The following is a 24719-nucleotide window of genomic DNA, read 5'->3' on the forward strand; positions in this document are numbered from 1 at the left end:
CAAGTACCTCAGCTAAAAATGTAAGCTGAGGTATGGGGGCAAAATAGTTTTGGTTATTAAGCGGTACCGCCTACGGTTAGCTCGTCGACTTTTAAAGTGGGTTGACCAACGCCAACTGGGACGCTTTGGCCATCTTTACCGCATACGCCTACGCCTTTATCTAAGGCTAGGTCGTTCCCTATCATAGATATTTTTTGCATGGCTTCTGGGCCGTTTCCAATCAATGTTGCGCCCTTGATTGGAGTGCTAATTTTTCCATTTTCGATTAAGTAAGCCTCAGAGGTGGAGAATACAAATTTTCCTGAGGTGATGTCGACTTGGCCGCCGCCAAAATTAGGGGCATATATGCCTTTGTCGATTGAGGCTATGATTTCTTCTGGGCTATGCTCACCGCCTAGCATGTAGGTATTTGTCATTCGCGGCATAGGTAAATGGGCGTATGATTCACGGCGGCCATTACCCGTGGGTGCAACACCCATAAGTCTGGCATTTTGTTTGTCTTGCATGTAACCCTTTAGAATGCCGTCTTCTATCAACACATTGTATTGGGTTGGGGTGCCTTCGTCATCGACACTTAATGATCCACGTCTGTTTTCTAAGGTGCCATCGTCTACTACTGTGCAGCCTTTGGCAGCGACTTGTTCACCAATGCGGCCACTGAAGGTTGAGGCACCTTTACGGTTAAAGTCGCCTTCTAAGCCATGGCCTACTGCTTCGTGTAATAACACGCCGGGCCAGCCAGAGCCTAAGACTACAGGCATTTGCCCTGCTGGTGCTGCAATAGCCTGCATATTCACTCGGGCCATGTGAATGGCTTCATCTGCTATTTGTTGAAAGCGAGGGCGACCGTTTTCATCGGTTGTAAAATAATCGTAGGCAAAACGTCCGCCAGCACCTGCGCTGCCTCTTTCTCTACGGCCGTCTTTTTCCATTAGCACTGAGCAGTTTAAGCGAATTAACGGACGAATATCTGTGCAAAATGTACCGTCTGTTGCTGCCACAAGGATTTCTTCATATACGCCACTAATGCTAATAATGACTTGGGTTAATGCGCTTTCTTGCTGACGTATGTAGCTATCTACTGAGCGAAGTAGGGCTATTTTTTCTTGGTCTTGCATACCAAGCAATGGGTTGTCTGCTCGGTAACGTTGAGTTTGAGAACTTGGAGTTAATGCTTTGACTTTGTGCTTGCCACCAGAGGCTGAAATACTGCGGGCTGCTTTAGACGCTTTTAACAAGGCACTAGGAGAGATGTCGTCTGAATAAGCAAAGCCGGTTTTTTCGCCGCTTACTGCACGCACACCCACACCACGTTCTATATTATAGCTCCCTTCTTTAATGATACCGTCTTCTAGTACCCAGGTTTCGTGTTGGCTGGCCTGAAAATATAAGTCAGCAAAATCGTTGTCATGCTTGTATATGCTATCTAGTGCTGTTTCGAGGTTTGAACGAGTTAAATCTGACGCATCCAATAAGTTTGTTTCCACTAGATTAGACAAGGTGACTCCTGAATTTATTGTGTTGATAGACTGGCATGTTATTGCGGATTTCAGTCAATAGATTATGGTCAATTGGGCTTTGTATCAAGCCTGTTTGGGTGGTGAGCTCTGCAAGTTTTTCTCCCCATGGAGAGATGATACAGGAGTGGCCGTAGGTTTGTCGCTTATTCCCGTGTTCTCCGGTTTGATTTGCTGCTACCAGATAACATTGGTTTTCAATGGCTCTTGCGGTTAGAAGTGCATCCCAGTGAGCTTGGCCGGTTCTCTGGGTAAAGGCTGCTGGTAAGGTAAGTATGTCCAATTGGCTTATTTCTGCCATAGCTTGGAACATACCTGCAAAACGAACATCGTAGCATATAGCCATGCCTAACACGCCAAAAGGGGTGTTGGTTACCACGAGTTTACTACCTGCTTGAGTAGTGCGTGACTCTAGATAGCTGCCGGTATTGTCAGCTACTTGCACATCAAATAAATGAATCTTTTGATACTCTTCTACTAGGTTTCCGGCGTTATCAATAAGTAAACAAGAGGCCGTGTATTTATTTTGTAAACCGCAGGTAATAGGCATGCTGCCTGCTACTAACCATACATCGTATTGCTTAGCCATTGCCTTGAGTTTTTGCTGAATTGGCCCGTGCCCTAAATCCTCTGCGATATTAAGAATGGTATCTTCTTTACCGCCAAAACAGGCAAAGCATTCTGGTAATACTACTAAGCAGGGGCGTTGTGCCTGTAGGTTTTGCAATTGCTTTTCAACAAACTGCAAATTATCTGCAACACTTTCTGAGGAGTTCATTTGAATGGCGATTAGGTTACTCACTTATTGGCTCCTCGTCTGGTATCTCAATAGTATCTGGTGTGTCGATATCTGGCTCTATTGAGTCAATTTCTGGAATTTTTCGTGCGGGTAATGTTACTTCGCGACTGTCTCGGCCTAACTCTGTCACTACAGGAGCATCTATGGTCCCTGTCAGCGAAAAGTTAATGTTAGATATTACCTTGGCTGAGGTTAACATTTGATCAATGGCAAGGGCCGCTATAGCGGTTGCTGGGTTGACCATCCATGCCACGATAACGGGTAAGCTAGAGGTGATTTTTGGAGTGAACTCGATATTATAATTGAGCTCTCTGGCGGCTAAGTCGGTATAACCTTCCATAATAATTTCACCTGCGCCGCCATCTACCACTGTGTCTCTGGTATCTGCTATGCCATCATGAATTTGAAAACTGCCATCAATTTTGTCGTAGAAAAACCCTTTTGCAAACACATCTCTAAAGTCTAGCTTTAACTTACGAACCAGTGATTCAAAGCTAAGAATACTAAAAATACGTGAGCCCTTATCTGTGATTTCAGTAATGTAGCCATCACTTAAACGCCAATCAATCTGACCATTTAAGGTTTCAAAGTTGAATGCATAAGGGGCATTTTGCCAGCTCAAGTCAAAGGTTGTTTGGGCTTTGGAGTCTTTAATTCCGGAGTTAACCTTAAAGCCTTTGAGTAATGCGCCAAAGTCTGAGCTATGAAACTCACCTGTTAGCCTAGTGCTACTTTTATCGTTTGTTATGAACCAGTCTCCAGAACCAAAAAACAGGCCATGGTCATTATCCACTCTGATATTGTCTATTTTCATTCCTGAGGTACTGCGAGATAACTTTAGGTCAATCTTGCCTAGGTTATTGTCCATGAAGCTACAACGTAAGCAGGATATATTGATAGGAGGAAGAGCGTTGGTTTTTCCTTGCAGTAGGGGTGTTGAAGGATTATCTGACTCTGGTTTTTGCCATGTATCCAACGCAATAAAATCAGCATGAATGTCTACGCCTTTTTGCAACCAGTCTTTGTACAGCGCGACTTCCATTCTGGTTTGCTTTGCATCTATGTCTAGTAACCAGCTGTCCTCAGTATTCTTAGCTACCACTTCAACATCCGTTAACCTCTGGGACGAGATAATTGCGTTATCTGCCTTAATAAAGATTCGTTTAGGTGCTTCAAGCAGAGGTTTCTTTGTAGATGAAGGTATATTGGTTAACAGTGTTTGCATGGTTTCAAACCAGGGGCTAGCGTCTAACTCGGCAACATTTGCGGAGATACTAAAACCTAATCCCATGCCTACCAGATCGCTTTTTCCTATGGCTAGGTGGGCCCTTGAAAACTGCTTGTCTTGGTGGGGAAGTATACCGTTAAATTCAATGTTGTTTCCTAGAGAAACTTTAATGTTTGATGCTTGCTGATTACCTTCACTCGAGACCATTAATGGTAAAATTTGCTCGACTTCTTTATTGAAAGGTTGCGGTAAAGTTGAGCGCACTTGGGATAAACTGCTGGTAAGTGTAGCGCTGTATTGAAACCCTTGGGTTGGAATAGTGATATCAACATTAGCTTGCCAAGCGCTATTGCCATCTAAGTATGTTGCTAACTGGGGGTGGTAGGTTTCTAGTAAAGGTGTAATTTGGTAGTCACCCGTTACCTCTATGTTGGTTTGGTAGCCAGATGTTTGTTGGCTTCCTGATAATGATAAAGCGATAGGCTGATTGAAAAGTAAAGCCTCTACTTTCTGAATAGATATTTGGTCATTATTAAAGGCAAGTTGCCCTGTACTATCAGATAAGTGCATGCCAAGGTTGGTAATTGTTACTTCATTGCCAAGGAGGTTTACTTCACCCTTTGCAACAATATTTTTACCCGTTAAAGGGATGCTTAAGTCTAAATCTGTGGATACAGGACCCTCGATAACCACTTGTTGTAAAGTTTTCCCTAGCGTCTTGGCGAGACTACTTTGGGCAATTACATCAGTAGCTTGCTGCCCAGAAGCCTTAGCTTTTGCCTTAATATACAAAGTGGAACCTGGCGCGAATGAAGGAATTGAAGCGGTTAAGTCAACTAGGTTAGCTTCCAGCAAATTAGCTTGCTGGCTTTGGATGGTTAAGCTTGCATTGTTGAACAGTAAATTGGCAGAAATATTTGTTAATGTAGGCCACTGGGGGGCAAAGGTGAATTGGCCTTTGTCTACATCAAATTGAGCCTGAAATATTCCTTGGTTTTGTTCAAAAGGAAACTCTGTTACTGGGCCATGCCACAATATTTGAGCGTTGTTGATTTGCCCATCTTGTATGGCGTTGACTAGGTAAGATCGGGTTTTCGTTCCCATTTTTTGAGTGGGATACAAACTAGCTAAAGCATTTGCCTGAATTGCGTCTATCCTAGTTTTCAGTGAAAGATTTTTGTCGCTAGTGTCAAAAGATACTTCAGAATTAACTGTGATAAGGTCGCTTTTAAATAGCGCGTTATCTGTTTCAAATTGTAGTCCTTGCGCTGATTTTTGAATGTATATATCTGCGTATAGTCTTTGGTATTCAATATTTTCAGGTAATAAATTATCGATTGAAAGTGTGCCGCTTTTACTTTTTAACGTTACTTTTCCATTATTCCCGTACCAGTTTAACTCTGCTTCTAAGCTGTTCATTCCTGGTAATAAATTATGTTGTTTCCAGCCGATGTCGGTGACTTTTGCTTGTAGTGCTAAGTTCTTTTGAGGAGACAGCTGCAGGTAGATATGGTCAAGCTTAGCCTCAAGTTCCATTTGTTGAAGTTCGAGCATGTTTTCTTGCTTAATGGTCAGGGCTAGCATGGGTAAAAGTGTGGCGAGCTTTAAAGGCTGCGTATGCTCAATAGATGTATTGCCGCTGGCGTCTATTTTACCTACCCAATTGGAGACCGATATTTGATCGTTGACTTGCAAGGTGAGGTTATCAAAATTAAAAATCCATTCATCATCAGTAGGACTGGCGTTAATTTGCCCCTTTAAAATATGCGCCTCTAGATTATTAGTTGAAGCTTGCTGATTAGGTTGCTGCCAGCTGAATCGACTGTTAGATAGGTCGAGCTGTACTGACTGCACTGCCTTATCTTGTATGGCAGCCCACATTACAAAGTTGCCTCTGCTTTCTACTAGCTGATGGTTACTGGTTACCCATTGTTGTATCCAAGGTGAAAGATCAACCTCTTCACCTTTGGCATAAAAAGTGCCATTTAGATCATTGCCTTTACCCTTTAGGTCTAAGACGAATGATGCAGAGTTTTTGGCTATCTCTTCTATCTGAAGTTGGCCTATTCCTTGGTGGTGTTCATCTTTGTTGAACCAAGATACTTGGTCCACTAAAACAACTTGTTGAGAATATTGAGTGTTTAGGATGATCCTGCTATCACTGACAGAAAACGACTGAAGCTGCTGCAAAAATAGCTCTTCTAAGGCTTCTACTATTGGGTAGTCGGATTCTTTTGTTTTGAGTGAAGTAACGTCAACACTGAGTTCCATGTTTCGTAGTTCGAACTCATTGGACTGAATTTGTCTTGCTAACACTGACTGCCAAAAGTCTACTTCTATGGTGGTCTCATCAATTGTCAGTGAGACCGGTGACTGATTCGTTTGGGTTAAGGTGATTTTATTTAAGACTATAGCTGGCCCAAATCCATGCCACTGTGCATTAATTTCGCCTATTGTTAATTCTGCGCCAACTCTTTCAGATAACCAGTCTTCTAAATGATGCTTTTGGTCATTCATGTAGGGCAGTGAATATCGCAGTAGGGTGAGACAAACAGCAACCAAAACAAGGCTTAAGGCAGCTAAGCCCCAAAGCAACTTTAATGTATATGCGACATAAAAAGACGCAGATTTTCTGTTTTGTTTCACTGTGGTTTTCGGCTCAATTACATCATCACTACGTCAAATTTATCTTGGCTATATAGGGGTTCACTGTGTACTTTGATTTGCTTACTTACAAATAGTTCTAACTCTGCCAGCATATGTGATTCTTCGCCTAATAAGGCTTCAGATACCTTAGGTGCTGCGTACACCACAAACATATCTGCATCGTATGCTCGATTGACTCTTACAATTTCACGCATAATTTCAAAGCATACTGTTTCTATGGTTTTTACTGTGCCTCGTCCTTTACATACTGGGCATTCACCACAAAGTACGTGTTCTAGGCTTTCACGGGTTCGTTTCCGTGTCATCTCAATTAATCCTAGAGATGTAAAACCATGAATATTGATTTTAGCTCTATCGTTAACTGTGGCAACTTCAAGGCTGTGCATTACCCTTCTTTTATGATCTTCAACTGTCATATCAATAAAGTCGATGAGTATCATGCCACCTAAATTTCTTAGTCTTAACTGCCTTGCAATGGCTTGAGTCGCTTCGATATTGGTATTAAAAATGGTTTCTTCTAAATTTCTATGTCCAACAAATGCACCTGTATTGATGTCTATAGTCGTCATAGCTTCAGTTTGGTCGATAATTAAATAACCGCCAGATTTTAAATCAACCCTACGCTCTAAAGCTCGTTGCCCTTCGTTTTCAACATCATACAAATCGAATATTGGACGGTCACCAGGGTAGTATTCAAGTAGCTTATTAAGCTCTGGGACATAGTCTTTTGTAAATTGTTGGAGTTCTTGGAAGCAGAGTTTGGAGTCGACTCGAATACGGTCTAGGTCGGTTCCCACAAAGTCCCTTAATACTCGGCGAGCTAGGGGTAAATCTTCATAAAGAATATGGGTTTTGTTTTTTAAGCGCGAACCAATTTTTTCCCAAAGGCGGCGTAAGAATTTGGCATCTTGGATTAATTCTTGTTCTTTAACGCCCTCTGCTGCGGTACGTAAAATAAAGCCTCCGTCTTCACTGCAAAAGTCTTGAACTATCTTTTTTAATCTATCTCTTTCTTCTTCTTCTTCGATACGCTGAGAAACGCCTACATGCTCTACGCTGGGCATGAAAACTAAATATCGAGAAGGGATAGTGATGTCTGTTGTTAAACGGGCACCTTTAGTGCCTATCTGGTCCTTTACAACCTGTACAACTATGTTTTGACCATCCCTGACTAGTTCACGAATATCTGGCTTTACAATATCATTTGGAGAGACTGCTTCTTCTATTTCACTGTGAAAAGCAATGTCTGAGGCATGCAAAAATGCAGCTTTATCTAGACCAATATCTACAAAAGCGGCTTGCATACCTGGAAGTACCCGGCTGACTTTACCGCGATAGATATTGCCTACTAAGCCACGCTTGGTATGTCGCTCGATATGTATTTCTTGAAGTATGCCATTTTCAATCAAAGCCACTCTTGATTCTGAAGGAGTAACATTTATTAATAATTCAGCACTCATGGGTTATCCCTAGGTCAGCCAATAAGGTTTTAGTTTGATATAAAGGTAATCCCACCACGGCACTATAGCTACCTTGAATATGTTTCACAAATTGTCCTCCTAACCCCTGAATAGCGTAACTTCCCGCTTTATCTTGAGGCTCTCCCGTTAGCCAATATTGCTTTATCTGAGCCTGACTTAATGGACCAAATGTTACCTGTGTTGGTACAACTATGTGTTTATGTTGAGTGCTTGTTACTATTGCAACAGCGGTTAATACCTGATGAGTACTATCAGACAACATACTTAGCATGCGTTTTGAATCTTCTTGGTCTTTAGGTTTACCAAAAATTTCACCATTGAAAGCAATTGCAGTATCAGACCCTAAAACAACATCATTACTTTCGCCTTGCTGTAACGATGCTTTTGCCTTTTCTAGGGCCATTCTGAGCACATAAAGTTCAGGTTTTTCGTCTTTAAATGGGGTTTCGTCTATATCTACAGCCCTTTGTACAAAAGGAATTTGAATTTGTTTTAACAGCTCTGCTCGTCTAGGAGATTGTGAGGCAAGGATAAGAGTGGGTTGATTTAACATGGTTACTTTAATCTTAGTTGGCGGCGGATCTTGCGTAACAGCCAAAATAGCCAAGGCCAAATAACCATAGAGCTAGCTACGGGCCATAGATAATCGAATAAAAAATAAATATCGGTAAGTAAGTGCTGAAACCAGAAAACCACTAAATTATACAGAGCACAAATTATCCCTATGATCATTGACTGTTGCCAAACTGAGTAATTTCGTAGGCGCTGGTAATTAGCCGCTAAAATATAGATACACAGACACATGGCAAAACTATGAATGCCCATACTTGTGCCTAACAAAATATCTAAGATTAGCCCTGTAATAAATGCGACACCCACACTTACTCGGTTAGGTAGTGCTAGAGCCCAGTAACTTAAAACTAATAAAACCCATTCTGGCCGGTACAAGTCCACTACTGCTGGCATGGGGGTTATTTGCAATACTAGGGCAATGATTATGCTTAGGGGAATGGTATAGGTACGTAAACTCAAAGGGTGACTTCCTCTTCAAGCTGCGAGCTGCTTGTGGTTTCACTCCATAACAGTAGCAGGTATTTAAGGCGGTCTAATTGCGCAATTGGCTTGGCTTTTACTTTTAAAAATGGGCGGCCATCGTCACTAATAATTGAGGTGATTTCAGCCACAGGGTAACCCTCAGGGAAAACATTTCCTAAGCCTGAAGATAATAGTAAATCTCCTTCTTTTAGGTCTGTACTATGAGGGACATGTTGAATAATTAGTTCATCTAGGCTGCCGGTTCCAGAGGCAATCAAACGTACGTTGTTTCTTGCCACCCTTACGGGGATAGCGTGAGTGACATCTGTGATAAGTAGTACCCGGCTGTTGGTTGAACCTACTTGCATGATTTGCCCAACTATTCCCCTATCGTCTAGTACCGGCTGATTTTCAAACACGCCATTTAATGCGCCTTTGTTAATGGTGATTTGCAAGCTGTAAGGGTTATTATCCACAGCCATGAGCTCTGCAACTTCACGACGTCTGTCATGCTTTACAGGGGAGTTTAATAAGCTACGAAGGCGATCGTTTTCTGCTTCTAAGAATTTGAGCTTTTGGAGTTGTTCGCTCATTAATAATGCTTCTCGGGTTAACTGTGCATTTTCTTTGAACAGTTGCTCATGGGAAACTAAACGCCCAGCACTGGCACTGAGTAACTCTCCGGGTAAATTTGCTAAGTATTGTAAAGGGCTAACAAATGAGTTGAGGTAAACACGAGTTGTCGCAAAACCATTTAATTTATGATCAAACAAGATAAGAAAAATAGATACCAGTAACCCTAGTACTAACCTGTTAGGGAGAGAAGGTCCTTGGGAAAACATCAAGTTCATTTATGGGCCTTGATTAAGTGCTTTAAACTCTTGCTGAGTGATGATTGACGATAAGGTGATATGACATTAGGTGGCGTTACGCCACCTAACAACGTTAGACTTGCACCACACTACTCTTCGTAACTGAAGAGGTCGCCCCCATGAATATCTATCATTTCAAAAGCTTTACCGCCGCCTCTTGCAACACAAGTTAGAGGATCATCTGCAATGACAACAGGAATGCCTGTTTCTTCCATCAATAATCTGTCTAAGTCTTTAAGAAGTGCTCCACCACCAGTCAACACCATGCCACGCTCAGAAATGTCTGAAGCTAATTCTGGAGGAGATTGCTCTAGTGCTACCATTACAGCAGATACAATCCCTGTTAGTGGCTCTTGCAGTGCTTCTAAAATTTCGTTGCTGTTAAGAGTGAAGCTGCGAGGAACCCCCTCTGCTAAGTTACGACCACGAACTTCGATTTCTTTTACTTCTTCACCTGGATAGGCTGCACCGATTTCATGCTTGATACGCTCAGCGGTCGCTTCACCAATTAGAGAACCAAAGTTACGACGTATGTATGAAATTATAGCCTCGTCAAATTTATCACCACCGATACGCACAGAAGAAGAGTACACAATACCGTTCAGTGAAATTATGGCGACTTCGGTTGTACCACCACCTATATCAACAACCATGGAGCCAGTAGCTTCAGATACAGGTAACCCTGAGCCTATTGCTGCAGCCATAGGTTCGTCGATTAGATACACCTCACGGGCTCCGGCGCCTAACGCTGACTCTCTGATAGCACGGCGCTCAACCTGAGTTGAACCGCAAGGCACGCACACTAGTACCCTAGGGCTAGGGCGTAAAAAATTATTGTCATGTACTTGTTTTATAAAATGCTGAAGCATTTTTTCGGTCACGTAAAAGTCGGCTATTACGCCGTCTTTCATTGGTCTGATAGCTTTAATATTACCAGGCGTTCGGCCTAACATTTGTTTTGCTTCAACACCCACAGCCGCTACACTTTTAGGGCCGCCAGTTCGCTCTTGGCGAATTGCAACAACAGAAGGTTCATTTAGAACTATGCCCTGATCTTTAATATAAATAAGGGTATTTGCAGTACCGAGGTCGATTGACAAATCGTTGGAAAACATTCCCCGAAGCTTTTTAAACATGAAAAAACCGCACTTTGATTGATAAGTTAAATATTGCGCTAACTGTACCAATGCACTCTGGTTTGGGCAAGTGTAGTGCAACAACCATAGGATAAAAAACGTGGTTTATAGAGAATTTTCAAGATTTGCAGAGAAAATGAACAATTCTCCACAAATCATGAAAATATAACGGGTAATATTTATGGCCTACCTGATTTTTCGCAAAGTGATTTTAGAATAGTTCGCGCCATTGGATGACTTTGTCATTACCTCTGAATAATCCGAAGGTGATTGTGGCTTGCGGCTTATCGTCCGTATCTATGTCTCCATCTCCATCCCAATCAAAGTTTAGATAGGTCGCCCAGCCTGTTGGATCATTTACAGGGTCCAATTGCAGTATCAGTTCGCCCACAGTTCCAGGTGCGTTTAATAATAAATCACTGCTGTCATCCGCGACTCCAAATAATAAACTTCCTGTACTAGAAATAGAGGCAATATCATCTGTTAAATCAGTACTACCTGCACTAGATAGGCTCAAATGATTTGCACTTTCTTGAAATGCAATGCTAGTGCAATTGCTGTCATCTGAATTAAGTAGCCATTGACCATTATTAAAGTACTCAGCTTTTATTGGGACGTTAAGGGCTTCAGTTTCAGGCCCATAGGTACTCTCTAATGCTAAGCGGCCGTCACGCATTTCGGTGCCAGTTATATCGCTAATGGTTAAATTAAGGCACGTATTACTGGTATAGCTGGCTTGATAACATATGTTGTCAAGGTTGCCATTTTGATCAGTAAAAGAATGAGTAAAAAAGTCACTAGCAAATACTAAATCGATTGAGGCTTCAAACGGAGATACAGGCCCATATTTTTGCAAGGTGGTTGGATTAACCTTGTCATACATAAAGAGTCCATTTTCTATGGTAAGCGTGCCCGTGCCATCGTAATTATTGATGCTTGTAACTAAAGGCTCATCGCCTTGGTCTAAGACCTGAGCTGATCCCACTGTGTTATAGCTTGAGCTATCCATATAACTCAAATTATTTTCTAAGTGGGCTTCATTTGGATAAAATTTCCATAGATTGGCACTGTAGTTACTCGTTACTTGATCTAAGGCGTTGTAAGCCTGAATAGTGATTTCAGGGTTTGTATCAAAGCTAATTTCTTGCCCTATGTAACTAAATACGCTGCAGGTATCAGCCAGAGCAGGGGTTTGTAAAATAGATGCTTTGTAATATGCAGGGTAGAAATTTCCCAGTATCAAGGTGTCATTTGTCACTATGGTATTGTCTAAATAGTTGTTGTCCCTAATGTCAATTTCTATTCTGCCAACTTCATCATAATAGCTAGTTGCGAATCTATGCTCACCACCACTAAAGTTTAAGCCTAAGGCATCATTGAAACTTGCATAAAGGGTTGCATTTGTATTTCCATTAGATGAATAACTAAAAATACCATTTTGACCGGAAGTAGCGGGAGCCAGCCTTGCCACTTTTATTTGCGGTTCTTGTCCTTGATAATTGGGTAGAAGCTGATCATTTACGCCATAAGCCCCAACGATAAAGGTAAAAGGTTCGCCTGCAACATAGTTGTCTTCATTTGCGCTACCCCCATAAACCAGTTCAGATTCAAGTACGTTGAGACTTAAATAACTTGGGTAGTTATCAAGGGGCTCAATATCCGACTGATTAAATGTTACCCCTTCAATGACAGCGCTTACGGATAGGTTTACTTGCCCAGCATCAGGGTAGTTATAACTTGATAGCGATGCGATCCCCTCACTATTAAACTCAACTGCTAAAGTACCTGTATTATCACCTGCGGGGTTTGTGATGGGGATCCCTGCAAATGGTGTTACGCAGCTACTAGGTGATGAGCAATTATAGTTAACAGAGATGTCATGTTCTCCCACTAAAAGCGCTTCACATACCCCTAAATTATCTTTTATTGCCCGTATATTAACATTACTAAAATTACTGGCTGATACTTGATCTGGTAACGGGTCTCCAATGTTTTCACCAAATAACTCAAATCCAGCATTAGAGAATGTCATTTCGCATGTTTCTGTTGCGCCGTTGTAACAAACTAAATCAACGTCAGGTACAGCAACAGTTTTACCCAATTCAACTGTGCCTTCATCAGTGATACTTAAGTTTGCTGTGGTCTGCCCACCAGTAAAGCTTATTTCGTTACCACCTTCCCAACCTGAGGGAGAAAGTGTCAACGATACGATATCTGTATAAAGCTCTGTACAATCTTCATTAGCGCAGGCCTTGATGGTGACTGATTCGGATTCACAGGTGAAACCATTACTATCGTGATGGATTTCGTAGTGATCGACTGGAGGTGGCGGGCAGATCCGCTCGCTCCCGTCATAGTTTTTACCATTTAGTTGATTGTTGTAGATAGAATTCACTCTACTTTCTGAAATGACAGTGTCAAAAATAAGGAGTTCATCTAATTCTCCTATAAAGTTGGAATCACTGAAGCTGTTTTCTATTCTACCAATACTGGAAAATGTTCTTGTCACATTACCAGCAGTTGTAATACCACTATTTTCTAATTTTCCATTTATAAATGTTTGTACTGCACCAGTCTCACTGTCCCATGTCATGGCTACATGATGCCAATTTCCATCATTTACAGCCGTTATAGAATCTATGGATACACCGTTTCCCCTTTGTAAACGAATATACCCATCTTTATCTAGATACCCCCAAAAAATATCATTGGCACCGCCTCTGTGTTCAGTGCCTACTATTCCAGGGGCAAGCCAAGCTGTAACTAGGCCTACCTGTCGTGTTTTTATCCAAAATGCAAAACTAGCTGTGGTACTTAATGGATCTGAAATTCCTGGGGTATTAATATAATTGTTTCCGTCAAAGGTTCCAGCTCTGCAAACTTGTCCATCAGTTATTGTGTTGGCGCCTGCAACAGAGGTTCCGTTTATTTCTCCGATATTGTCTAATACTTCGTTAGTTGTACCGTTCCAGCTTTGCTCATCAAAGCGATACTCTACTATCGGTTTAGAAGGGCATTTTCGCGCTGTTCCATCATAGTTGAGTCCAGAGTTTTGGTTTGTATAGATTGATGTAATTTCATTCTGACTTAAGGCACCATCAAACACTAATAATTCATCTAGTAAACCATCATAAGCTTGTGATGAGGAAAATCTCCCTCCAATACTGTCTTGTTCTTGGCCTAAGATTAGACTTTGGATCTCTAGGGGATCCCGGGATTGAGTGACGCAACCTTGTAGTACTGAATCTCGATATATACAGCTTTGGTTACCTTCTCTGGTCCATACTAAGTGATGCCACTCATTATCGGCTATCGTTGTTGTAGTAATACTGCCGTTTTGACGATCTTTTAAGTAGGGCCTGAATGAATCTTTGTCGGTAAACCACATCAAGAAATCATTACGATTTTCTCCGGCACCAGACAGAATACTTTGGCTCGATTGTTTACTTGTTTTAGACCAGATTGAAACAGTAAAATCAGTTCTACCGGTTAAAATATCTTCATCTAAGATAATATAATCACTTGTACCCGAGGCACTTAAGTCTATGGCGTTACATAACTTTCCATCTATGGGTTGTGAGGACTTAGCTCTGCCATGATATCCACCAATGCTTTCAATAACTTCATCATCCACATCACTATAGCTAAATTCATCAAGGCGGTATTCAGCTACAGGTAAAATATTGGCGTTACATATTCCGCCAAAGTCAGTATCCGATATTTCATCACCTTGATAGGTGATAGTTGAATCTGTGCCTAGCTCAATATCTTCGGCACTTACCGCGCCAAAAATATAGCTTGAAGAGCTTAAATTTAAATCTCCATCTACATACAAGCTGCCAGTAAAAGTTGTATTGTTGTTGAAAAAAACGTTGGAGAATACCCGCATGACAAGCTTACTAGCGTCTCCTGAATTATTTATGGATGGGGAGTTAACCAACATTGGCGAGGGGAAGTTTAGTGGTTGATTGACATATAAGTTGGCGGTGCCTGACCCTTCAACAATGATTTCAGATTGATTTAAATTGAGTTGATTAATCCAATAGGTCGAACCTGCCTGCAGATACAAGGTATTTCTATAGGCTAGAGTAAGTCTGTCAACAAAATACTCAGTATGGTTAGTGGAGAACCTAATAACTGCTTCAGAAGCGTTATTGCGATTAATGTCATCAAATTCATTATCTTGATATGCGCCATCGCCTACAATAACTGTATCTCGGTAGTTCAAATTTATATCTTGCGAACTAGATGAAGTTTGAAATGTCACTACTTCTGCAGGTGTTGATGGGCTGCCTGTTGCAACACAATCTATGATTTCACAGGTGCCTTTTATCGAGCCACTATTTTTACTAATAGCACTCGTAGCTAGGAGGTTATCTTCACTACCAATTAGTTGGGCATTGTATCCAAAGAAAATTTTGCCATTATCACTGTGAGTTGATGCTCCATCGGGGAAAACAGCAGTGCACTCAGTCGCTAAAATACTAAATTGAGTTAAAGATGATATTAGAAGCACCAATATTTTACGGGTTAATTTCATAACTCTACCTTCGCATCGACATATATTGTTCGGCTAACTATGACTAAGCCTCCAGAGCACTGCCCAGTGCTACTAAATTTACTGTAATTGAATGACTTACCTCCATCCACAACGGTAAAATTATCTAAAGACGTGGTGTAGCTACAGTTATTTAAGCCAGGTATACCTGAGAGATCTTTGCTATCGGGATCGCTGCAATTGACTGCTCCACTAATGGGAAATTGTTCTGATATTTTGCATTCCATACCAGTACGGGCGGCATTTAAGGCTTGTTGTCCTAACACTTCATAAACAACGCTATTCGTGGTGGACGATAACAAGCGCGTTACCGTCAGCCCTAGCAGGCTTAATACTATGATAGCGAATAAAGCCATGACTAGCATGCTACCCTTTTGTTTTGACTGACTATTTTGAGGTATCTGCTTATAGTTAAGGAACATTCGGAATATGTACCTCATTGCTATAGTTAATGACTTCTTCATTGTTTTCGAAGGTTAACAACAGCTGAACTAAGCTATTTCTGCTCAAAGTAGCAGCATAGATTGTAAAAGGGCGCTCATTGGCATTATTGAAGTCATTTTTCAGATTTTCAGCCATTAAAACACCAGAGTTATAAATTGTTTGTGAGGGGTTTATTGTGTCTTGTATGCGATATATGTTTCCGTTGCTATGTGCACAATAACTAATGGCATGATTAACAAAATATACCCTTGAAGCTGGTGAATAGTCAGCAAATGCTCCACTTACAGTGAATTCAGAGGTAAATTCAGTCCCATCGGATATGTTGCAAGCCTCACCGTTACCGTTATCACAACTTAAAATTGCTTTACGCTTGTTTCGGCTTAGGTCGTATACATCGGCACTGTCATTAAAGTCATTGTCGTCAGCATCATCTGCATCCATGGTTGGATAAACCACAGCAAAATCACCTATTGAGAAAGTGTAATTTTCTGGATTATTTGCAACTTCTACGGTTTTCATTGTGCTTGCTGAATCGGGCAAAACGGGAAGTGTGGTATAAAAGCTTACCCAAGCCGCCGGAACAAATTCAATGCATTGTATGCTATTACTTGAGTTGGTTGCGACGCGTATACTATTGGGTATTGCTCCTCTAATTTCTCTATTAAGACGTTCTACTACAAAGCGACTTTCAGTTAATACTTGCTCTCGTTCTTTTGCGTCTGTGTAAATTCCTAAACCCGTACGAATAAAGCTCGACAGACCGACTGAGACGATACCTAATACGATAATGACGGTGATTAACTCAATTAATGTAAATCCTTTGTTTTTTAATAACTTAGATTTCACTAAAAGTTACTCCTGTAAGATGAAAACACTATGGTTTCATTATTAGGAGTAATGATATTTATGGTAATAAGCTTTGAATTTCCATTGTAGCTTGCTCCCGTTTCAATGGCGTCATTTATGCCGTTCATATTGTCATCGTAAACAACCGATATAGTAACGGCATAGCCGATATATAATGTTTTGTTGTTCAATGTTATGTCTTCATTTAAGGCATTTTTAATGGCTTCATCAGCAACATTTAAGCCGTGGTAATCATCAACATCATCAAAGCTACTGCGGTTTGACTCTTCAGGGCCTAGTGCTTCACTAGGAGTACAAGCTTGAAATGTTCCTGTTTCGTCTAGTTCATTACAACGGGCTTGGCCACCCACTTTGTTTGATTGCTCGTCAAAGGCTTTAGCGGTAATTTCGTTAATAAATGATTGACCAAGCTCTGCAGCGCGCACTTGAAATATTGGGTCTACACTGCGCTTTGCTTGCGGCATGATCAAACTAGTAAAAGCGACAAGGGCTATGGCAAATACAATCATGCCTATTATTAGTTCTATAAGAGTAAACCCTTTTACCTTATTCACAGGCATGAATATAACCTTCTGACTCGATACAAACGCTTATTGTAGCTTCACCGGTTAGGGTAATTTTGCAGGTATTGAGGCATGTAGTGCTATCGGAAAAAGGTCGTCCATAACTATCAAAGCGTAACAAACTAAAACTAGTATTGTTATCTCCCACTGTTGTTAAACTGATGTCATTTTCAGACATCTCTAATGCAGTGGTTGTAAGATAATCAGGGTTATTGAAATCGATGCTGGTTTCACAGGTATCACTCCCGTTGCCGTTCGTATAGTTCAGAGTAGGCGGCCCAAATGCAGGTAAAGCTAGATCGAAGTTTATTTGAAAGCAGTAATTTTCTCGTGTGTCAAATAATGCTCTATTTTGTAAGTTACGTAGGGAGGAGATTAATCTAGCTTGATAAGTATATTCTGCAAAACCTGTATTGCCGTTAAAGCGCACAAAAACAGAAATTGCCAAAACACTAACAATCAATATGACAATAATTAACTCAATCAAAGTAAAACCTTGATTGCTTGATTTGGGTTTGAGTTCACTAGTTGTCATTGCTAAAGCCTGTTATATGAATGTTGCATTAACATCATAAAACAGAAAAGGGAGCATAAGCCCCCTTTACTTGAGTAATCTTTACTAACAGCCTGATGTTACTGTAGTTATGACTGGAGATGAGTTTTGATCAACTGCATTCGTGTAAATTACATGGCATGTATCAGACGAATAGTCTGGCGCACTTGTTCCAGCAGCAATTCCAAAAGTACCAGCGGCTGGGGTAGTGGCTCCCGCATCACCTACTGTTAAAGTCCAATCAGTTGTTGGTAAATCAACCCAACCAGATAGCATAGCTATTGTCATGCTGTCTGCATGTGGGTATCCATACTCTGTTTGAATCAATGTACCACTAACAGTTACTTCGTCTGTAGTTGTTGAAGCATCATCATCATTTGGATTTTTTTGATAACCGGCTATTGCTGATTTTGCATAAACTAATTGTGCTCCACCTTGAAGTGCTGCTTTTACGCCTTCTAGGGTTGAAGATTTAGCATCTCCTTGTATATCGATAAATTTAGGTGCTGCAGTTACCGCTAAAATACCTAAAATTACAATAACAATAATTAGTTCGATTAATGTAAAGCCACTTTGTTGCTGTTTCATCTTTTAAATCCTCAAAGGAAAATCATTAGTTATGCTGTGAATTGATAATTATTTTATACTAAGAACTCTTTACTAAAAGCAGTTTTGATTACTTTTTTTCATACCTTTGTATATTTAGTTTAATTTAAATGAGCCTAATTATTACTAAATACAATTACTTGCCCAATGCGAGGATCGTATATGAAACCATTCCCCGCTAAGTTATCAGTTGGTTCAACTGTTCTATTTTTAATGGTTTGTGTGAGATAGTAATAACATACATCATTACCCCCTGAACCCGCTCCAGTACTGAGGTTTGTGAAGTACCTATAGTTATCAAATGGACGATCTTCCCATGTTGATGAAATGGTAGGTGCACTTTGCATGATAAGATTAAAAATACTCTCACAATCTAATAAACTGATAGCATCATCTTCAGTACTTGAATCGGTATCTAATTGTCCAGTTGGATACCCGGTATCTTTATCTATACCCACTTGAACACTATCTATAGTAATAAAAGTTGAATTTGTTCCGTTATTTTCAACTGGTCTTCCATCTAATTCCCATTGCGCTCTAACTAGCGCAACACTTGTTCCAAACCCGCCTGCAACACCATCTACTGTTGCGTCTTCTGCGTCGCTTGTTACATCAAGCAATCTAGGAAGTGCCGTTGCAGCAAGTAGTCCTAAAATTACAACAACGATTACTAACTCTATTAAGGTAAACCCTTTTGAACTAGTCTTTGTCATTGAGACAGGGTTGAAATTTACTTTACTGTCACTGTTATACATTTTTGTATCTCCACTCATATTCTTTAATTTCCCCTAGGAAAAATAGTTAATTTTTTACTGGTAGTACTTGCCCAGTAAAAACCTTGTATTCGAAATAGGGGCCTGTTGATAGTCGGTACCTACAAACTGAATCTAAAGGCTCATTATTTAGTTTCACTCCGTCATAATACTCTGCGAGTATTTTAAATCCCTTGACTTCCATGGGCATGTTCAATGCCATATCCCAAATTTCAGCGCAGCCCTCAGAGGTAGGTTCAGCTTTAGGCCAACCTTCATGGGTCATGAATATTGGTTTGCGGGATGTTTCAATTAATTGTTTGTTTTCACCTAATTTATTTGCGTAGGTTATTAGCATGATAATTTGGGGGCGACCTTCCCCTTGCCATTGCCAGTGGGCATTACGAACGCTACTAGCAAACTGGTCAGCTAAATTTTCTAAAGCTACCCTTCTAACATTTGTGGAGCCTTTGTTTAAATAAACAATTATCCCCAGCATAAGGCTAGTAAACACAAGTACAACTATGACCTTGATAAACAAACTCCGATTGTTCTCTTCTGTTACTTCGCTTTTTTTCATTTTTGGATACTTAGGTTTTACCCTTTTATTGCCCCCATCATGTCCCACATAGGTGTAAATATACCTAGTGCGAGTATTAAAACCATCACCGCAACAATGCAGATTAAGATAGGTTCAATTTTTGATGTAAGACTCTTTAAATCATAATCTACTTCTCGTTCATAAAACTCAGCCACTTCTGCAAGCAATTCGTCTACTTGCCCTGTTTCCTCTCCTACATTTATCATTTGTATAACAAGTGGTGTAAACAGTTTACTGTTATTCGCAACTCGGGAAAGGCTTTCACCTTTCTCGATATTCTTGCGCATGGATAAAATACGCTCAGACATAAAAGAGTTACCTACCGCTTCTGCGACTAAATTAAGTGCAGAGGTTAATGGCACTCCAGCCACTAACATCATCGAAAAACTTCGAGCGAACCTTCCAAGTAAGGTTCTTTCAAATATGCTGCCCACAATTGGAAGGCGTAGCTTAGCTTTGTCCCACTTGTATAGCCCTGCATCTGTTTCTAGGTAACGTTTCAACATCCATAAAGCTGCAACAGTAGCAATTAATAGGTAGTGCCACTTAGTGACAAAAAACTCTGATGTAGCCAGCAATATACGAGTCATTAATGGTAGCTCAGCGCCAAAAGATAAAAACATATTGGCAAATATAGGTATGACGAAAATGTTCATTATGACCATGGCAATGACGATTGCTATGATAACAAAGGTAGGATACCGGGTGGCTGATTTGAGTTGCTTGCGAGTTTCCTGTTCTCGCTCTAAATAAAACGATAATTGTTGAAATGCTTCGTCTAATTTACCTGTGTTTTCTCCAACGTGAACAATGCTGATAAACAATCGATTAAAGACTTCGGGGTGCTTATTTAGGGCAGAAGAAAGTGTTCTTCCTCGCTCTAATTGTTCACTTAAATCAATTAGTGCCAGCTCCATACGTTTTGATGAGGTGGTTTCGGCTAAGCCTTTTACTGCCCGTAATATTGGTATGCCAGCTTTTACTAACGAGTACATTTGCCTAGAGAAAATGACTAGGTCATCTAGGGTGATTTTAGGAGTAAAAATAGAAACGGTGTGTTCTTTAACTTTTTCTGCATCGGCTGCTGAAATTTCGATAGGGATGAAATTACGGCCAGCTAATATTTGCGCAACTGTTGCAGCATCTTGTGCTTCCAAAACGCCTGATGTTAGTTCTCCTGCGGAGGTTCTAGCAGTATAGTTAAACTGAGCCATTATCCCCTCCAGTTGGCTTATCTATAGGTTCTAGTGACAGCCCTGAAGTGTCAGGTGAAGATGGTTGTTGTTGAGGGTAGGTTTCTTGCGATAACGTCTCACCAACAAGCTCTTCTTCTGAAATGTCGCTCTCAGAATTGGCTGAGTTAATACTTTCGTCAGCAACCATTTCAATGAGTTTTAACACTTCCGAAATTGTAGTAATTCCCATTTTTGCATACATTAGTGCGACTTTAGCCAATGATACAAAACCAGGGCTACTTTGGGCTGCAACAGCAAAACTAGCGGTATCATTGATTTTCAACGCATTCATCATGCTTTCTGTCATCTCTAATAATTCAAAAACGCCCACTCTGCCTTTATAGCCGGAGTTATTACAGTTTTGACAACCTTTACCCTTTTTGAAATTGATTTCTTTTAAATTATCATCAAGATGATTTAACCAGGTAAGCTCTTCGTTGCTTAGGCGGTAGTTTTCGGCACAATTATGACAAATTTTTCTAACTAGCCTTTGGGCGACTATTGCTCTTAGTGAGCTAGCTACAAGGTAACCTGGGGCTCCCATGTCAATTAAGCGTATAGCACTGCTAATAGCGTCGTTGGTATGTAATGTTGATAATACTAAGTGACCAGTTAGTGCGCCTCTTAAGCCTATTTCAGCCGTTTCTTGGTCACGCATCTCCCCAACCATTATCACATCAGGATCTTGACGTAGGGTAGTACGCAGAACATTCGAAAAGGTTAGACCAATTTTATTATTTGTTTGTACTTGGTTAACCCTAGGTAAGCGATACTCAACAGGATCTTCAACAGTAATTATTTTGGTTGTTGCTTGGTTTAATTCACTCAGTGCGCCATAAAGAGTGGTGGTTTTCCCTGAGCCTGTGGGTCCTGTAACTAATACCATACCGTGGGGGCGATGTAATAAGCTTCTAAATCTTTGCAGAACTTTACTGGGCATACCGGTTTGGTCGAGTGTTAACAAGCCAGATGACTGGTCGAGTAAACGCATAACCACGGACTCACCAGCTTGAATTGGCATGGTGGATATCCTGACATCGATTGTATGCCCTTTAACTCGCATGCTTGTTCGACCATCTTGGGGCAAACGCTTTTCAGAAATATCTAAACCAGACATCAATTTAAGGCGCAGTACTAAAGCTGATGCAATATTTTTTTCTTGAATGACGTTCTCTTGCAGTACACCATCTACGCGCATACGAATACGTAACATCCCTTCATCTGGCTCGATATGAATATCTGATGCTTTTGCTTGCACTGCGTCTTCGAAAATAGATTGTAGTAACCTTGCAACTGCCGTGTCTTGTTCGTCATCTAAACTTGAATCTAAGTCAAAGTCAGCTTCATCTTGGTATTCCTCGGCTAACTCTTGTGCAAATGAGGCTATCTCTTCTGTTCTACGATAGAAATTGTCGTAAGCTTGAATTAATTGAGAGTCACTGATAACGCCAACTTTTATTGGCTTAGGAAGCATACCCGAAAGAATATCTTTTGCTGCTAAATCAGCAGGATCACTCATTGCAACTAATAGGTGGTCATGTGATTCTTCAACTATTAGCGCTCTGTAGCGTCTAGCTTGTACTTCTGGGAGTAAGTTGATAACAGCCGGAGAAATATTGTATTGGGATATGTCTATTAATGGCACTTTCAGGTGCTGTGATAAAAACTCTAAGAGTTGTTGTTCAGATACGAACCCTAGCTCTACTAACAAATGGCCTAGCTTGCGCCCCGACTCTTTTTGTTGGGCCAATGTTTCCATTAATTGTTCGTTAGAAATCACCCCTTGTTGAACAAGTAAGTCTCCTAAGCGTATTTTTGCTGGCTTATTCATTGGTCTTCCATTAAAAGCGTGATTCTAGCTGTGACAAACTCTTCGACAGATAAGTCTAAGGTTTTAAAAGAGGATGCTTTACGATAGCTTTGAAGGGCTGTGTCATAACTCCCTATTTTATCATTGGTGATCCCTAAACCTAGCCACCACCTGGCATTTTGTGGTTCAAGCTGTGTTAAAGCTTGGTAGTCTTTTCTAGCTAGTTCAATTTCATTTAACTGTTGTGCTAATGCGGCCCTATAACCTAAATACTCTATGCCCTTACTTAACTCAGGCTGAAAACCTGATAACACATCTAAAGCCTCATTAGGGGTGCCTTGTGCAACATACAACCTAGCTAGCATTAGTTTAAATCCACCATCAGAAGGAAACTGCTCAACACTTCTCAGTAGTAACAATTTAGCTTGTTGGTCATTTCCTTGAGAAAAGAACAATGCAGCTAGTTTTTTTCTCGCACTTATATTATTGGATTCTTTGTTTATTAGTTGATTAAGTAAAATACTTGCTTGGTTGATGTCGTTATTGGCTAACCTTTCGCTGATTTGAGCCTTAAGATCAATTGCTTCACTTTCTTTACTTGAACTGGCCATAGAAAAGCTACTTTCGTCAGCAGCTTGTTTCTCTTTCTTGTCTGCAGAGGAAGCGGCTGGGCTTGGCTCCGCTATATTTGAATTGTTAACTTCTAACCTGTCGTTTTGAATGATTTCTTGGCGTTCAGGTGGGGGCTGAACAGGCTGTTCAATAATTGGATTTACAGTCTCTGTTGATTCTTTAACATCTTCATTCTCAGCTTCAATTTGAGCTACTTTTTGAACTGTCATTTTCTTTGGTACATTAGCAGAAACAGTCACTTTTGGAGTTGAGGAGTTTGATTCTGGAGTACTATTTTTGTCGCTTAACAAAACCCAAATTATGGATAAAATCACAATAACAATAAGTATCACAACAGCCGCTTTTTTCCATGCGTGAATAGGCTGTTTTTGAGGCGGTTGATAATCAGCTTTGATTTGGCTGGCGTCAGTTTCTCGGGCCTCTAAGTCTTTCAGCATTTTATTAACTACGCTCATTATAGTGCCCTAAAAAATATAAAATAGAGTAATACTAGGAGTAAACATGTAATCACTAGACTAGATAGGACAAGTAGCGGTTTAAGATTAAGTTTTACTGCTGATTCTGTATCTTCTATGGCATGTTTTACATGGGCTGAGCTAACTTTATTTTGGCCCTCTCCATAAGCTAGCATCAAGCTTTTATGACATAAAATATTGACTATTCTGGGTGTTCCTTTGCTGGCCTTAAATAACATTTTACAGCAGTGTAAATCGAATATTTCTTCACCTTGATACCCAGCAACATGCATGCGATGTTTGACATACTGATATAGTTGGTCTGTATCCATAAGCTTTAGGTTATAAGAAAATGTGACCCGCTGCTTTAATTGCCGTAACTCTGGCAGATTTAGTTTTTCATTGAGCTCAGGCTGCCCAAACAATACTACTTGTAACAGTTTTCGAGATTCGGTTTCAAGATTGGTAAATAATCTCAAAGCTTCAATGCTTTCTACTGGTAGTGCTTGAGACTCATCAATGATTAATACCACCCCCTTATTTTGTCTGTGAAAATCTATTAACTTTTGTTGAATACGCTGAGTGAACTCTTGTTGATCTGACATTTCAGTCAGTTCTACGTTTAATTCATTTGCAACCGCACGGCGTAACTCAGAGGGAGTGAGGTAGGGGTTAGGAATATATGCCGCCACAAAATTATCTGGTAATTCGTTTAAAAGCTTTCTACAAATTAAGGTTTTTCCTGTCCCTACTTCACCAGTGACCTTAATAAAGCCTTCACCGGTTTTGAGTGCTGTCAGCAATACCTCTATCGCCTCATTATGACTAGGCAAGCCAAAAAAATAACTAGTGTTAGGGGTTAGAGTGAATGGTAGTTCTTTAATACCGAAGTGGTATAAGTACATAG

Annotated in this window: 20 protein-coding genes; all 20 read right to left on the minus strand. The window is 40.5% G+C overall.

The features are described 5' to 3' along the window. Window positions 1–56: 56 nt before the first annotated feature. The 20 genes from tldD to ACMUMK_RS14915 all read right to left on the minus strand — a co-directional run bounded on the left by tldD (window position 57) and on the right by ACMUMK_RS14915 (window position 24717). Complete coding sequence (tldD, locus tag ACMUMK_RS14820; protein ID WP_414701918.1) at window positions 57–1499, minus strand: metalloprotease TldD; 1443 nt, start codon at window positions 1497–1499, stop codon at window positions 57–59. Continuing rightward, window positions 1492–2319: a carbon-nitrogen hydrolase family protein gene (locus ACMUMK_RS14825; protein ID WP_414701919.1), complete on the minus strand. Its 828-nt coding sequence runs from the start codon at window positions 2317–2319 to the stop codon at window positions 1492–1494. The genes tldD and ACMUMK_RS14825 overlap by 8 nt, the downstream gene beginning before the upstream one ends. Then, on the minus strand, window positions 2312–6190 hold the full coding sequence (locus ACMUMK_RS14830) for a YhdP family protein (protein WP_414701920.1): 3879 nt from the start codon (window positions 6188–6190) through the stop codon (window positions 2312–2314). The genes ACMUMK_RS14825 and ACMUMK_RS14830 overlap by 8 nt, the downstream gene beginning before the upstream one ends. A 17-nt stretch (window positions 6191–6207) precedes the next feature. Next, window positions 6208–7671 carry a ribonuclease G gene (gene rng, locus ACMUMK_RS14835; protein WP_414701921.1) on the minus strand — a complete coding sequence of 488 codons (1464 nt, stop codon included), beginning with the start codon at window positions 7669–7671 and terminating at the stop codon, window positions 6208–6210. Beyond that, window positions 7661–8245 (minus strand): Maf family protein, encoded by a 585-nt coding sequence (locus ACMUMK_RS14840; RefSeq protein ID WP_414701922.1) that lies wholly within the window; start codon window positions 8243–8245, stop codon window positions 7661–7663. The genes rng and ACMUMK_RS14840 overlap by 11 nt, the downstream gene beginning before the upstream one ends. A gap of 2 nt (window positions 8246–8247) precedes the next feature. Then, a complete protein-coding gene (gene mreD / locus ACMUMK_RS14845) occupies window positions 8248–8724 on the minus strand; it encodes a rod shape-determining protein MreD (RefSeq protein ID WP_414701923.1) in 477 nt (158 codons plus the stop codon). Continuing rightward, window positions 8721–9578, minus strand: coding sequence for a rod shape-determining protein MreC (gene mreC / locus ACMUMK_RS14850; RefSeq protein ID WP_414701924.1), 858 nt, complete (start codon window positions 9576–9578; stop codon window positions 8721–8723). Before mreC ends, mreD begins: the two co-directional genes overlap by 4 nt. A gap of 110 nt (window positions 9579–9688) precedes the next feature. Continuing rightward, window positions 9689–10735, minus strand: a complete 1047-nt coding sequence (locus ACMUMK_RS14855; RefSeq protein WP_133469822.1) for a rod shape-determining protein — start codon at window positions 10733–10735, stop codon at window positions 9689–9691. 211 nt (window positions 10736–10946) lie between these two features. Next, window positions 10947–15275, minus strand: a complete 4329-nt coding sequence (locus ACMUMK_RS14860) for a DUF6701 domain-containing protein (RefSeq protein ID WP_414701925.1) — start codon at window positions 15273–15275, stop codon at window positions 10947–10949. Beyond that, on the minus strand, window positions 15272–15715 hold the full coding sequence (locus ACMUMK_RS14865) for a pilus assembly PilX N-terminal domain-containing protein (RefSeq protein ID WP_414701926.1): 444 nt from the start codon (window positions 15713–15715) through the stop codon (window positions 15272–15274). Before ACMUMK_RS14865 ends, ACMUMK_RS14860 begins: the two co-directional genes overlap by 4 nt. Continuing rightward, the gene (locus ACMUMK_RS14870) at window positions 15705–16583 is read right to left on the minus strand and encodes a type II secretion system protein J (RefSeq protein WP_414701927.1); all 879 of its coding nucleotides are present in this window, start codon (window positions 16581–16583) and stop codon (window positions 15705–15707) included. The genes ACMUMK_RS14865 and ACMUMK_RS14870 overlap by 11 nt, the downstream gene beginning before the upstream one ends. Then, the gene (locus ACMUMK_RS14875; protein WP_414701928.1) at window positions 16583–17164 is read right to left on the minus strand and encodes a type IV pilus modification PilV family protein; all 582 of its coding nucleotides are present in this window, start codon (window positions 17162–17164) and stop codon (window positions 16583–16585) included. Before ACMUMK_RS14875 ends, ACMUMK_RS14870 begins: the two co-directional genes overlap by 1 nt. Continuing rightward, entirely contained in the window at window positions 17151–17702 is a 552-nt protein-coding gene (locus ACMUMK_RS14880) for a prepilin-type N-terminal cleavage/methylation domain-containing protein (RefSeq protein WP_414701929.1), read from the minus strand. Before ACMUMK_RS14880 ends, ACMUMK_RS14875 begins: the two co-directional genes overlap by 14 nt. 84 nt (window positions 17703–17786) lie before the next feature. Continuing rightward, window positions 17787–18308, minus strand: a complete 522-nt coding sequence (locus ACMUMK_RS14885) for a prepilin-type N-terminal cleavage/methylation domain-containing protein (RefSeq protein WP_414701930.1) — start codon at window positions 18306–18308, stop codon at window positions 17787–17789. A 134-nt stretch (window positions 18309–18442) separates the two neighbouring features. Beyond that, the gene (locus ACMUMK_RS14890) at window positions 18443–19039 is read right to left on the minus strand and encodes a type II secretion system protein (protein WP_414702024.1); all 597 of its coding nucleotides are present in this window, start codon (window positions 19037–19039) and stop codon (window positions 18443–18445) included. 88 nt (window positions 19040–19127) lie between these two features. Continuing rightward, entirely contained in the window at window positions 19128–19658 is a 531-nt protein-coding gene (locus ACMUMK_RS14895; protein WP_414701931.1) for a hypothetical protein, read from the minus strand. A gap of 17 nt (window positions 19659–19675) precedes the next feature. Further along, window positions 19676–20893: a type II secretion system F family protein gene (locus ACMUMK_RS14900; protein WP_414701932.1), complete on the minus strand. Its 1218-nt coding sequence runs from the start codon at window positions 20891–20893 to the stop codon at window positions 19676–19678. Continuing rightward, entirely contained in the window at window positions 20880–22745 is a 1866-nt protein-coding gene (locus ACMUMK_RS14905) for a GspE/PulE family protein (protein WP_414701933.1), read from the minus strand. Before ACMUMK_RS14905 ends, ACMUMK_RS14900 begins: the two co-directional genes overlap by 14 nt. After that, the gene (locus tag ACMUMK_RS14910) at window positions 22742–23812 is read right to left on the minus strand and encodes a tetratricopeptide repeat protein (protein WP_414701934.1); all 1071 of its coding nucleotides are present in this window, start codon (window positions 23810–23812) and stop codon (window positions 22742–22744) included. The genes ACMUMK_RS14905 and ACMUMK_RS14910 overlap by 4 nt, the downstream gene beginning before the upstream one ends. Further along, complete coding sequence (locus ACMUMK_RS14915; RefSeq protein ID WP_414701935.1) at window positions 23812–24717, minus strand: ExeA family protein; 906 nt, start codon at window positions 24715–24717, stop codon at window positions 23812–23814. The genes ACMUMK_RS14910 and ACMUMK_RS14915 overlap by 1 nt, the downstream gene beginning before the upstream one ends. Between the last annotated feature and the right edge of the window lie 2 nt (window positions 24718–24719).

The sequence above is a fragment of the Paraglaciecola sp. 2405UD69-4 genome, from assembly GCF_047525415.1.
Taxonomy (GTDB): domain Bacteria; phylum Pseudomonadota; class Gammaproteobacteria; order Enterobacterales; family Alteromonadaceae; genus Paraglaciecola.